The 12,451-nt window shown below is 68.3% G+C and carries 12 protein-coding genes; 3 read left to right on the forward strand and 9 right to left on the reverse strand.

What is annotated here, in order from left to right; translation table 11 throughout:
* Positions 1 to 55 precede the first annotated feature (55 nt).
* From ACWGH0_RS24070 to ACWGH0_RS24080, 3 genes are all read left to right on the forward strand, one after another.
* The gene (locus ACWGH0_RS24070; RefSeq protein ID WP_453406282.1) at positions 56 to 1,969 is read left to right on the forward strand and encodes an ATP-binding protein; all 1,914 of its coding nucleotides are present in this window, start codon (positions 56 to 58) and stop codon (positions 1,967 to 1,969) included.
* 54 nt (positions 1,970 to 2,023) lie between these two features.
* A complete protein-coding gene (locus tag ACWGH0_RS24075) occupies positions 2,024 to 3,340 on the forward strand; it encodes an SUKH-4 family immunity protein (protein ID WP_453406283.1) in 1,317 nt (438 codons plus the stop codon).
* 379 nt (positions 3,341 to 3,719) lie between these two features.
* Complete coding sequence (locus ACWGH0_RS24080) at positions 3,720 to 4,406, forward strand: hypothetical protein (protein WP_453406284.1); 687 nt, start codon at positions 3,720 to 3,722, stop codon at positions 4,404 to 4,406.
* A gap of 317 nt (positions 4,407 to 4,723) precedes the next feature.
* On the opposite strand, the gene ACWGH0_RS24085 is transcribed toward ACWGH0_RS24080, so the two are convergent.
* The 9 genes from ACWGH0_RS24085 to mycP all read right to left on the reverse strand — a co-directional run bounded on the left by ACWGH0_RS24085 (position 4,724) and on the right by mycP (position 12,379).
* On the reverse strand, positions 4,724 to 5,143 hold the full coding sequence (locus tag ACWGH0_RS24085; protein ID WP_453406285.1) for a hypothetical protein: 420 nt from the start codon (positions 5,141 to 5,143) through the stop codon (positions 4,724 to 4,726).
* Between the two features lie 121 nt (positions 5,144 to 5,264).
* The gene (locus tag ACWGH0_RS24090; RefSeq protein WP_453406286.1) at positions 5,265 to 5,552 is read right to left on the reverse strand and encodes a ribosomal protein L7/L12; all 288 of its coding nucleotides are present in this window, start codon (positions 5,550 to 5,552) and stop codon (positions 5,265 to 5,267) included.
* 49 nt (positions 5,553 to 5,601) lie between these two features.
* Entirely contained in the window at positions 5,602 to 6,267 is a 666-nt protein-coding gene (locus ACWGH0_RS24095; protein WP_453406287.1) for a hypothetical protein, read from the reverse strand.
* Positions 6,268 to 6,298: 31 nt separating this feature from the next.
* Positions 6,299 to 7,003 (reverse strand): hypothetical protein, encoded by a 705-nt coding sequence (locus ACWGH0_RS24100; protein WP_453406288.1) that lies wholly within the window; start codon positions 7,001 to 7,003, stop codon positions 6,299 to 6,301.
* A 36-nt stretch (positions 7,004 to 7,039) separates the two neighbouring features.
* The gene (locus tag ACWGH0_RS24105) at positions 7,040 to 8,320 is read right to left on the reverse strand and encodes a putative T7SS-secreted protein (protein ID WP_453406289.1); all 1,281 of its coding nucleotides are present in this window, start codon (positions 8,318 to 8,320) and stop codon (positions 7,040 to 7,042) included.
* Complete coding sequence (locus ACWGH0_RS24110) at positions 8,320 to 8,646, reverse strand: hypothetical protein (RefSeq protein ID WP_453406290.1); 327 nt, start codon at positions 8,644 to 8,646, stop codon at positions 8,320 to 8,322. Before ACWGH0_RS24110 ends, ACWGH0_RS24105 begins: the two co-directional genes overlap by 1 nt.
* A 624-nt stretch (positions 8,647 to 9,270) precedes the next feature.
* Positions 9,271 to 10,398: a WXG100 family type VII secretion target gene (locus ACWGH0_RS24115; RefSeq protein ID WP_453406291.1), complete on the reverse strand. Its 1,128-nt coding sequence runs from the start codon at positions 10,396 to 10,398 to the stop codon at positions 9,271 to 9,273.
* A complete protein-coding gene (locus ACWGH0_RS24120) occupies positions 10,395 to 10,733 on the reverse strand; it encodes a hypothetical protein (RefSeq protein WP_453406292.1) in 339 nt (112 codons plus the stop codon). The genes ACWGH0_RS24115 and ACWGH0_RS24120 overlap by 4 nt, the downstream gene beginning before the upstream one ends.
* Positions 10,734 to 11,029: 296 nt before the next feature.
* Positions 11,030 to 12,379 carry a type VII secretion-associated serine protease mycosin gene (gene mycP / locus ACWGH0_RS24125; protein WP_453406293.1) on the reverse strand — a complete coding sequence of 450 codons (1,350 nt, stop codon included), beginning with the start codon at positions 12,377 to 12,379 and terminating at the stop codon, positions 11,030 to 11,032.
* Between the last annotated feature and the right edge of the window lie 72 nt (positions 12,380 to 12,451).

Genomic DNA, 12,451 nt, shown 5'->3' on the forward strand with positions numbered 1-12,451 from the left:
CTGCATAACATCGACGACAACGCGAAGTCCCCTGAAAGGGCGGAAGACGGGATCGATGACCGCCGCAACCGATGGCTACATACCGCACCCCTACGTAGGCGGACGCTCGGCTGCGCTGCGTGCGCTCACGGCATGGCGTACGGGAGCGCCGGGCGCACCACGTGTCCTCGTCCTCACCGGAAACCCCGGAAGCGGATGCTCACGGCTGCTCGCCGGATTCCTCATGCTGTGCGATCCGGAGTTCCGCAAGGCACTGCCGCTCGACGAGATGGACCCGTCATCCGTGCCGCCCGCCCTGACGGCACCTGCCGTTCCCGCGGCGGCAGGCCGGACGGCGAGCCAGGTGCTGTGGTTGATCGCCGACCATTACCAACTGAGGGCGTCCAACACCAAGGATGTGTACGCCGAGCTGGCCTCTCTCGACAGTCCAGTGACCGTCGTCGTTCCGGATGTCGACCGGGCCGGTCCCGTGCGTGCGGCGCACGAGCCCGCACGAGTGGTGCGTGAGGTACTCAAGCCACTCGCGTCCACCGAGACCGTGCGCCTTCTCGCCGACGTACCGCGCGAACTCGCCGCCGAGCTGGCAGAGGGGTTGCCGCCCGGAGCCGTGCAGACCATCGACCTCGACGACCCGCAGTGGGCCGACGCCGAGGGTCTGGTGCTGCACGCCGGCGCGGCATTGGCTCCTCAGTCCGGCGCCCCCGAGTTGCCGTTCACCGTGGATCCCGGGCAGCGTCGTCGACTGGCCGAGGCCATCGGTCGGCAGGCGGTGACGAGCCACCTCATCGTCCAGCTGACTGTGCGCAGCATCCTGTCGGCACCCGACGGCTTCGACTCCACCGACGACAAGCATCTGCCGATGTCCGTCGGCCAGGCCCTGGACCTGCACTCCCGCCGTCTCGGCAATGACCCGCAGACCGTGCGGCTGATGCTGGCTCCGCTGGCACTGGGCGAAGGCGCCGAAATTCCGGCCGAGCTGTGGAGGCGGCTGGCGGCCGCTGTGGCGGGGCCGGAATCGGCCGAGGCGATCGGGAACGGCACAGCCCTCGTGGCCCCGTTCGTCGAGCCGGTCGAAGAAGAGGACGGGCGTACGCTGCTGCGCCTGCTGCACCCGGCCATCGGGGACGAAATCCGCGACGGCTTGGGCGACGTCGCCGCCGCCCAGTCCCGGATAGCCGTGGCACTGCTCGAAGCCGTGCCCCACCAGGACTGGAGCCGAGCCGATCCCTACGTACGCGACAACATAGCGGGACACACCCTCGAAGCCGGGCTTCTTCCGCAACTCCTCACCGACCCGGGGCTCTTCGTCCACGCGGACCCGGTACGGCTGCGCGCTGCCATTGAGGCAGTACCGACGGAAGGACTCGGGGCCGCGGCCCGCAGCTATCTCCGCACCGCTCCCCTGCTGACGCGTACCCAGGCCCCGGCCGAGCTACGTGCCGCCCTGCTGGAAACCGCGTTCGTCGAGGACGGCCTGCCCGAGTACGCTGCCGCCGTCCACCGGCTCGGCATAGACCTCCCATGGCAGACCCTCTGGAGCCTGCCGGTCCAGGGCATCCGCGCGGTGACCATCGGGATCATCCCGGCGTCCGGCGACGAACCGGCGGTCCCCGTCGCCGCGCTCGCTGTCCCGGAGGGCACGCCTGACGCGTGCCCGACCGGTGCGCGGGGCGGGTCCGCACTGCTCGTCCACAGCCTCCTCCAGGGGACGCCATCCGGAGACACGTCCCCCGAGCGGATACTGCCGCCTTCAGAGGAGGAGCGCGCCTCTGCTCCGCTTGCCCTCAGCGTGGGTGGGGACTACTTGCGTGTGTGGAGCCGCGCCGACGAGGAGATCGTGGCCGCACTGATCTCCGACGTCCCCTTCACTGGCGCCGAGCTCTCCCCCGACGGCATCCTCCTCGTCGCCACCGAGCGCGGTGCGAAGGCCCTGCGGATCCTGAGGCCCACCACACCGATAACCTCCTAGAACCAGCCTCAGCCAGCCAGAACCGCCCCCAGTGATCTTGAAGGAGCCTCCCGCGTGACCACCCAGGAGCAGGCGCTCGCCATCGCCGACCGTTGGCTCAACCCTGACGGCAGCGAGGCGGGCCGCCGCGAGGTCAGGATGCGGAAGTTCGACCTGGGCTGGGTCGTATGGGCCGCGCCCGCGCCGATGGAGACCGACCCCGAGACCGGGGAGCGGCGCCCGCCGGCCGAGATAGGGGACGCGTGCGGGGTCGTGGACCGGCGTACCGGCGAGCTGACGGTCTGGCCCTCGGTGCCGGTCGACGAGGTCGTACGGATGTACCGGCAGAAGCACGGCGGGGACGGATCAGGAGCCGACGCCCGTCCGGTGACCGGCCCCGGGAACACCTCCGTCTTCACGTACACCGACCCGGCCACCGGCGAGGAGACGACCCTTTTTCGGAACTCCGGCCCCGGCCTCCCGCCGTCCGAGCACCAGGCCGCCGCCGAGCTGCGGCGCATGGGCGTGCCCAACGAGAACGTCCTCGCGATCCACACCGACCTGCGCCCCAGCCTGCTCCCCGGCGGCTACACCGCCGAGCTGCTCAACACGTACAGGAACGCCAGCCTCTCCTGCTCCCAGACGTACGGGGCCCGCCCCGAGGACCGCGCCGAGGGCATCGCCGGACTGATCCAGCACGTCGAGAAGATGCACCGGATCGCCGGCCGGCAGCCCCCGCCGCGCCCGCACCGCGTCCCCGTCCCCACGCACGTGCCCCCCGCCGAGCCCTTGCGCGATGTGGCCGTCGGCCGCCACCTCACCGACGTCTTCGGCGCCGACGGTGTCCGCCGCTACGACGTCGACGACCTCGCAGCCACACAACTGCCTCAGGACACACAGTCGTTGCTCGCGTGGGCCGGGCTTCCTGTCGACCTGCCCCTGTTCTTCACCGCGGATCGGCCCGACGCTCCCCCGGCAGGCGGCTTGTTCACCGACGTGGCGACCAATCTGCGCGAGCGCCGCAGTCCGGCCGGCGAGGAGAAGATCGCCGCGCTCGCGTACCTGACCCGCATCGGCTGGGACGGCGTCGCCGTGCTCGCCGTGCAGTGCCTGCCCGGCTCGACGGAGCCGAACGGCCTGGGCGCGGTGTGGGCGATCGACCCCGTCACCGCGTCGGCCCGCTACGTGAACATCTCGGCCGGCGCGTACGTCCGCTCCCTCGCCCTGCTCGCTGCTGTCCGCGAGCAGATGCAGGGGCTCGACCCGGTCGCAGCGGGCGCCGCGGTGGCGGACCTGGAGGAGCAGTTGGTCGCCATCGACGCCACGGCGCTGGTGAACCCCGATGCCTGGTGGTCGCTGATCCTCGAGCAGATGTGGCACGGGCTCTTCTGAGCGCGGGCGGGCCCTGGGCCACGCCGCAGCACAACTAGGCTGTGGATCATGCCCGATAGCGTTGATGCGCTCCTGCAAGACCTGTCCGACAGCAGCGACTGCAGCAGGCGGCGTGCTGCTAAGGACGGCCTGGTCGCGCTCGGCGCACTCGCTGTCGACAAGTTGCTGGCTCACACGGGCGGTGACGGGTCGTCGAATCTGCGGCTGGGCGCTCAGGCCGTGCTGAGCCGCCTGGGCGACGAGGCGGTGCCGCGTCTACTGGACATCCGGCGTCGGGGGCCCGGGGGCGGGCCTGCGCGGCCAGGCTCTCAGGTTCCTCATCGATATAGGTGGCGAGGCGTGTCTCGACGAAGCCGATCGGCGCGTCCTGGAGCGCCTGGTGCGTGTAAAACTATTGCACGAACTGCCGGTTGAACTCCCCATGGAAGCCGGCCGCTGGCTGGCCTTCCCCGCGGACCGGCTCGACGAAGCCGTATCAATCCTGGGTCTGCACGACCTCAGGCCGGCCACCACCGTCATGGGCGTGGCCGCCGCCACGGAGGCTACCGACTCAGTGGATTTCCAGGACGCCCTGGAGCAGACACAGACGGCCTACCGGGTCTTCATCACCCCAGAGTTCACCAGTGGGTGTACGGAGCCGGAGCTCGATAACTGGCGCCTGCTGTACGGCAATTCGTTCCTGGACGACCTCGATGGGTTCGCCCTGGCCGACAAACTCAGCGAGCAATGCGCCGAGGCTCACTTCTATGTAATCGACCCTTACAACGGCTCCGAAGCCTGGTACATCGCCCGCAACGGACACCAGGTCCGCAGCTACGGCACGTACGACTGCCCGCAATTCACGGGAGAGCCGTTGCCCTTCGAGGTCAGTTACCGGGAAGACGGAGTGGACGAGGCCGAGGCCGAGGAGTACGCCGAGGGTGTTCCCTACACAAGCACAGCCGCCGACCACCTCTCGGTGGAGCCCGGTCCGATGCTCGCCGAGAGTACGCACCGCCACGGCTGGCTCGCCACCACTCACCCAGCGGTACTCGGCGCACGCTTCAAGGGCGCTCTGCCCGCCTGACGCGCTTGCCACCGACGACACAACTACTGGCCCCCGGCCGAGGCGAGCAGGAGCGTGCGCGTGCTTCGCACATACGCAACACCCTCGCCCCCTCACCGGATGGCTGCCTGGCCGTGGACGGCCTCACCGTGGACCTGCCGTCGGGCATACCTGCCCGACGGTAGGTGGGCGAGTACCTCGCCTGGACGACACGGCTCCCCGAGGTCGGCGGCAGGTGCAGTTCTTCTTCGCGCGCAGCGGAACGCCCGCCCTGCGCGCCGGAGCGGGGGGTGTTGCCGCCCAGCCCCTCCGGAAGCCAGTACCGCGCGTCCGCGTGCTCAGTACAGCGAGAAGCCGCCGCTGTGCCGCCCCCGGCCCTTCTGGGGCGGCTGCGAGGGCTGCCCCTCGGAGCGCCTCTGGTCGGCCGGAGAGGAGGCGGTCCCGTCGCTCGACGGTGCTTCGCCCAGCCCTATCTGCTCCTGCTCCTCCTCCGAGAGCGACTCCCACTGGTTGCGCAGGGAGGCCAGGCCGCCGCCCAGGGCTCGCGACACCGAAGGGTCGTCCATGGCTTCGCGCAGGGGAACGCGGCCCGACAGCAGCTTCTTCGCCGCCTCCTGGAGGTCCGGGCTACCGCCGCCGTTGTCCGCGAGCTTGCGCAACGCGGAGTTCAGCGACCGCATCTGCTCCGGCTCGAGCGCTTCGTCCCACACGCCGCGGCCGGAATCGGGTCCCTGAGGGTTCTGGGGTCGCTGGGCCATCTCGTATCTCCTCGCTTCCGTTGCCACGAGTATCCCGCGTCGGCCGAACTCAGCACGAGTCACATTCGGTTGTAACGGGTCTCCGGGCGGGCAGGGGCACAGGAACGTCTGCCCGGACTCCTCAGCGGGAGGCGTCCAGGGCCTCTACCGCGTTCTTGGCCTCCACCAGGTCGGCGCCGGTGATTTCGCGGTAGACCTTGATCGCCTGGATCTTCTTTCCCTCGCTCAGCAGGGCAGCGACCTGATCGAGGGCCGGATCGTTGTCACGGACGCCCAGGTGCTCCATGACGAGGTTCACCTTCCGCTCCAGGCGGGTGATGCCCCGGTGGGTGCGACGGAGCTTGGACTCGATCGCACCCAGCAGCATGAGAACCGGAACGAGGAGAACGAGAAGGGCCGTTATGTCCATGACCGGCGATCCTATTCGATCATTCCGACCGGCGGCCGAGAGACCTCGGTCAGAAGACCCTTCGCTCCAGCCCCGCCCGCTCCGCCCTGGCGATACGGTCGGCACCAAACGTATCGCGCTCCGAGGCCAGCCTGTCCCACTTCTCCGGACGCATCAGCAGCACCGCGCCGCTGCCCGGCACGAACGCGACGCCGCCGAAGGGCAGGTCGCCCGCCGTCCACACGCCGTTCTCAATTCCGTCTGGCCACGGGTCGCGCCAGGCGCCGCGCCTCGGCACCTCCACCACCCGCATCAGCGGTGACCTCACGCCCTCGGCACTCCTCAACCTGAGCGTGAGTTCAGGGCGCCCCTTGGTCGCCGACTTGCCGCCCTTCTTGTCGACCCGCGGCCAGTACGTGTCGAAGGCGTACTCGCCGAGTGTCTGCCCGCACGCCCGTGTGAGGGCGACGGCCGACGGCAGGAGGTAGAAGAGCACGGCGATCAGGCCGATGATCCCGACGCCCGTGAGCGGAGCCGTCACGTACACGACCCACCGCCACGGGCCGCTGTCCAGAGCCTCCCACTGCGACAGCACCGGCGGCAGCACCGCCATGGCCGCGAAGAGCCCACCGTACGTGAGGAACTTCCTGCGCACGCGGGAGGTCAGCTGCCTGCGTATCTGCTCCGCGTCCACGGCAGGGGGCTGGTGCGAAGCCACCTGGGGGGTCTCTGACATGGGGTTTCCTTTCGGCAGGGCCACGGCCGGGCTATCCGAAGTCGTTTCTGATGGCCTTGGTGGCCGCGGAACCGTGGCGCGTACCGGTACCGTCGGGCTCGTCACGGGCGGCCGGATCGGTGAACGTCAGCGTGTGGGCGACGCCCAGCAGGATGTTCCGGTAGTCGTCGGCGAGATCGACCGCGGCCGTGACCAGCTGGACCACGACGATGTCGGGCATGCCGCGGCCCGTCACCGCGACCGTGCCCTGCCAGACGGTTCCCTCGGCGGGAGCGTCGCCGCCTTCGGGCGGCCTGCCGGGGGCGACCGTACGCCGCTTCTTCTCGGCGATGAAGCCCGTTCCGCACGGCAGCTCCAGAGGGCGCATGCCTTCGTCCGGGTTGTCGGCGGCGGTGCCGGCCATGCCGGCCAGTACGAGCTTCGCGTTGACCCCGGAGGCCGGGACGGTCGAGACGGTGAGTACGGAGGACACGGCTCCGCCCGCCTCGTCCGGGTGCAGCCCGATCGCGCAGCCCTGCACCTGCTGGGCGTTCAGCAGGCCCACGACGCCGGTGTAGAACCGAACGACCTCTTCCGCGCGGTCGCGCAGTTCGTCGGGCAGGCTGAGCACCTGCTGGATCAGCGCCACGACCTGCTCGTACGGCGGGTCCAGGTCCAGTTGCAGATAGCCGTGCGGCAACCCGTACCAGAAAGCCGGCTTCGGCTTGATCGCCGCTTCCGCGTAGTGCTCAGTCACTTTTCGACCCGCTCTTCATTTGCCGCGCCATGCCGTTCAGATCCATCCCAGAAGCCCCGCGATGCTGTGTGCGGTGGCAGCGGCCTTGGTGCTTTCCGCGGCGTTGTGCTCGCCGCCTTCCTTGTCGACCACGCCCAGGCTTTCCAGGGACGACACGACGTTCGCGGCCACGTTCACGCCGTTGGCCGTGATCTCGCCCATGAGCTTCGCCGACCCGGAGGCGGTCTCACCCGCCGCACGCCATGCGTCGGCGACCTCGTCCGAGGCGTTCTTCGAGAAGGCGGGGACGATTTCCTTGACGAATGCGCCGGCCTTCTCCGTATTGGACACGGCCACGCCCATCCTGCCGGCCATGCCCACGCCGTCGGCCACCTCTTTCGCCGCCATGCCGAGGGCCTTGCCACCCGGAATCATGCCGACCGTGTCACCGGCGATGGATGCCCACGCGGAGAACATGTCCATTCCGCTGCCGCCGCCGAACAAGTCGCTTCTGAACTTCGGATCGGAGAGGTTCTTGGACATGGACGCGGCACTCGCCACGACCGCGATGCCGGCGAACAGCGGAGCCAGCGGTGTCGGGAAGAGCGCCAGCATGCCGGCAATGGCGCCGATGGTCCCGGCGTGCTCGTAGAGGAACGCCCCGACGGCCTTGATGCCGTCCCAGATGGCGTCGACGGCCTTGCTCAGCCAGCCGGGTTCCTTGGGCGCCAGCTTGTCGGTGGCGTCGTCGAGCGACTTCGCGACCGTCTCCGCGTTGTCGGAGTGCGTGGTCTCCAGCGTCTTGGCCTTGGTGATGACGTCGTCGTACGCGCCGTTGGCCTGGTTCAGCGCGGTCGTCGCCTCGTTGAGGCTGCGCTCGGCCGCCCGCAGCCGTGCCGTCGCGGCGTCGGCCTCTTCCTGGGTGCCGAACTGCTGGCCCGCGAGCTTGAGGTCGGGATGCTGTCCCGCCTTGTCGTGCCGTTCCTTGGCCGTGCTGGCGGCGGACTTCTTCTCGGCGGCCGCGGCGTCGTACTTCTGCGCCAAGTCGCGGTTGGCCGTCAGGTACCCGTCCCAGTTGCCGAGTTGGGCGGAGGCCTTCTCCAGGGATCGTGCGGCATTCTTGATGTACGTCGGCAATTCGCCGTCGATCGCCTCGCGGAACGCCTTGGCCGCGTCGCCTTCCCAGTAGCTGCTCTCACCGATGAGCTTCTGGAGCTGGGTGTGGCAGGTGCGCAGCGCGGTGGCGGCGGTGGTGACCTTCTGCTTCAGCGCGTTGACTTCGCTCGGTATGCCGGGGACCGGGTTCCACCCGAGGTTGGGATAGGGATTGACGGCCATTACTTCGCGTCCTTCCCACCCGAGGTGGATTCCTGAGCCATGTCCTTGAAGGCCTTCTCCAAGGCCTTTTCGACCTCTTCGTAGCCCTTCTTGTTGGCCTTCACGCCCTCACTGATGGCGTCGATCATCTTCTTGGTCTGTTCGGACCCGTACTTCCAGCGTTCCTGGAACCCGTCGCACGCCTCGTCCAGACGCTTCGTGCCGATCTGGTCGGCACGGACGTGATCGAGAGCGGCACGCGCCTCGTTCAGGTCGCGGACACAGTTCTCCAGGGTCTTGAGGAACTCCCCCAGCTGGTCCGTGTCTGCTTTGAAATGATCCCCCATGGACCGGCGTTCTCCCTTTTCGACTGCCGCATCATCACCACCAGACTGAACGGGTCCGCGGAGCACGGCCGAAGACCGCGACCAGCGGCTACTCGGCAGGCGGGGTGGCGGGCCGGGCGGCATCCGGCCGGCCCGAGAGCCTCTGGCCACTGAGGACGCGCCGACGGGCTGCGCCCGTTCCCCGATGCCCGGGAGGCATCCTCGCCCCACAGGTCACACTCTCCCCATTAGTCACACAACACCCTATGGCCTGTACACACACCGGGCCGCACCACCCGTCGTCGGGTTCGGTGGAGAACTTGTGACCGCGTTACTGGAGGGCCGTGCCGTTGGGGAGCCATTGGGAGCGAGCTGCTCCGGGGGCGCGTCGCTGGCTGTTGCCCCCGGACTACAAGAAGCTCCCGATGCCGCGACCGATACGGCCGGCCAGGACCATCAGGAGCTTCGAGTCCGCCGGCGTGGGGCGGGAGGAGTGTGGTGGGTGCACCGGCTGTGGCTGTCGTCTGGCGCGTACGGCTTGCGCCGGCATCCGGCAGCGAGTGGTTCACCAGGGACCGGCCTACATCGCCGTCGGGCTCCTAGGCATACGTAACTCGCGCTGCGGCGGGCACTGTTGCTACCCGATCACCCGAAGTCGTCCCTGATGTCACGCTGCGGGCGAGGTGCGGGCGGGTTTGGCGGAGGAGGCGCGGCGGAGCCGCTGGGGCGCGTCGCCCCGGCCGCGGGGCGCGGGCCGTCGTCCTGGCGGCCGGCAGCGGGCGGCCTGGCCGGATCGGGGCTCGTGGGGGCGGGGGCGGCGTTCCCCGTTGCCTGCAGCCGATGGTGGGCGGCAGCTCCGATGCCGACGCCGCCGGCTCCGCCGACACCACCGCCGGCGGTGTTGACCACCGCGTTCTTCAGCCACTCCGGCTTTCCGCCGGTCGCCCTGGTGACTCCGTCGACGGCGACGCCGCCCGCGACGTTCCCCACCACACCGCCCGCCGCACTCTCGGCTGCGCGCTGCCCGAGCTGGCTCATGCCGCGGTTCCGCAGCAGGGCCGTCGCCCCTCCCGCCCCGGCCATCCCCAGCGGCGTACCGACGACCGACGCCACGCCGCCCTGCCAGGCCGCCTGGTAGAGGGTGGACCCGTCGACGCCCTTGCCCGTCGCCGCGGCGCCGGCAACCGTGGTGAAGCTGTTCCCGGCCCAGTTGAGACCGCAGTCCACCAGGAGCTTGGCCAGTTTCGTCGACCGTTGGTAGGCACGCATCGCTGCGGCGATGCCTCGCAACAGCCGACCGAGGCGATCGGAGAGGCTGATGGCCTGGCCGGCCAATCGTGCGACGTTGGCCGCTGCCGCCGCGCTGCCGAGACCGAGGGTGACGAAGGACAGGGCTACGCCGACTCCGATGGAGACACCGATCTCGATGTAGATGTCGTGGATTTCCTCGTTGATCTTCTCGATCGAGTCGGCGGCTTCGTCGAGCTGCGCGGCGATCTCGTCATACTGCGCCGTTGCCTTCTCAACCTGCGCCTTCATCTCACGCCAGTGGTCCCTGAACGCTTCGGCGGCGGGTCCTCGCCAGGTGTCCCCCACGACGTTCTCGACGCTCTTGTCGAGGGCTTTCAGCAGCCCGTCCGCGCCCGCTACTTCCTTCTGCAACCGGCGCCATGCCTTTGCCGCCTGCCTGAGTTCCTCCGGCCTGCCGCCCGGATTCACCAGCTCGATACCGAGCTCTACGAGCTCCTCACCCACCGACTCGTTGCCACTCACTTCTCGGCACCGTCGCCCTTCGCACCGAAGAGCACAGCGACACCTTCGTCGGTGACCTCGGTGTTGCGGTGCACCTTCCGCAGGGAATCCGCCACGGCGTCCAAGTACTTGTGCACGAGGTTCAAGGCGTCGGCGGCGTCCGAGGAGTAGTCGACGTACTCGGTCCTCAGCTCGTCGGATTCCGTCAGGAGACCGAATCCGTCCGAGATGGCTTCCTCACCGGTTTCGTCGGTGAACTTCTTCAGGTGCGCACGTAAGTCGTATGCGCGGGTCTCGAAATCGCGAGCAAGTTTCCTGCCGGCATCCTGTGCGTAGAACGGCGCGTCGTCAGCCACGTGCGACTCTCATTCGGTTGGCTATGGCGTTGCTGGGGCGGACGGATACCGGCCCCGGAGAGTGCGCATGTCGGCTTGCAGCCGGAGGCAGTGACTCGTGTTTCCACCGTCGAGATGCCCCGTTGCCGCCCGCCCCGCGCTCCTCGCCCGGCCCAACGATCAAGCTGTCGTTCAGGACATGGTCTTGTCCTACTGGGAGTGGCGCGTGTAGACGCGTGAGCGCGCCGTGCACGACTGAGCCCGTCGTGCCGTCTCCCTCGGAGGACGGCACGACGGGCTCGGTCGTGGTTGTCGGCTTACTGCCCCTGGTACGGGGACTGCTGACCGTATGGGTTGGGGTGCTGCGGGGCGTGGCCGGGAGGCGAGCCAGGGTAGGGCTGCTGGGCGGTGGGGTACGCCGGCTGGTTCGGGTAGCCGCCGCCGTGCGGGGCTCCGCCGCCGGGTCCGCCGGGGCCGCCGGGTCCGCCGTTGCCTCGGTTGCCGCGACTGCGCACTACGGCGAAGACGATGCCGCCGATGACCAGGACGCCGACGATACCGGCGATGACCAGGATGGTGTTGGAGGAGGACTTGCTCTTCTTCTTCGCCTGGTTCGAGCTGCCGTCAGCACCGTCGGACGACTTACCGGCCTTCGAAGACGTGGACGCCGGCGCCTGGGCGAGGGGACCCTCCTTGGGACCCTTGGGGATGTCCATCGTCAGCGCGCGGTAGGGACGGATCGCGCCGTAACCGAACTCCTCGTCCGGCACCTTCTTCACCTCGTGGTCGAGGAAGGTTGTGGACTTGATCAGGCGGTTGATGACCTGACCGGCTGTCAGGTCCGGGTACTTCGAGCGCACCAGTGCAGCGGTGGCTGAGACAAAGGCAGTCGCGTCAGATGTTCCGTCCGCCTCTGCGTAACCACCAGACCGAGTGGGGTCAGCACTGAGAATGTTCTCGCCCGGCGCAACAAGGGTCATCCCTTTACCGAAGTTTGACTTGTACCAAAAATCCGATGACTGATCGATGGCACCTACGGCAACTACACCAGGCAAACCCGCTGGGTCTAGAATTCGCGCGTCACCTTCGTTGCCCGCAGATGCCACAACGACAACATCACGCTCCTGCGCGTAAGCAATTGCCTTCGCGGCATCAGAACCTTCGTAAGCATGGTCGTCACCGAATGAGAGGTTGATGACTGACGCACCCTGTTTGACGGCGTAACGAATACCCTCAGCCCAACTTCTCTCTTTCCAGTCATTATCGCCCGTACGTGCGGCACGCACGGGGAGAATCTTCGCCTTGGGGGCGAGGCCCATCACGCCAGAAGCATTGTTAGCCCCATGGCCATGGCCAGCGATAAGACTTGCCATCCCAGTGCCATGACCAGCTTCATCCTTATGAGCGTTTCCGCCCCCCGTTACATCCTTGCCAGGCAAGACCTGTCCGGTGAGGTCAGGGTGAGTGGCATCCACACCCGTATCTACGACTGCAACGGTGACGCCCTGGCCCTGTGATTCAGCCCAGACTTTCTCAACACTAAATGCGTCCAACGTCCATTGCTTATCACGGATGTAATCGGCCGACGCTGCTGGGGCCGAAGTGAGGAGCAAGGCTCCTGTCAGCGCCACGACTCCTGTCGTGGACCAGACTCGCTTGACACCCATTCCTTGCTCCTCACTCAACTACGACTGGTTACGCCAGCCTACAAACGCGGCCCGACCGGCAGCTTGCCAGTC

The organism is Streptomyces sp. NPDC054887 (genome assembly GCF_053610585.1).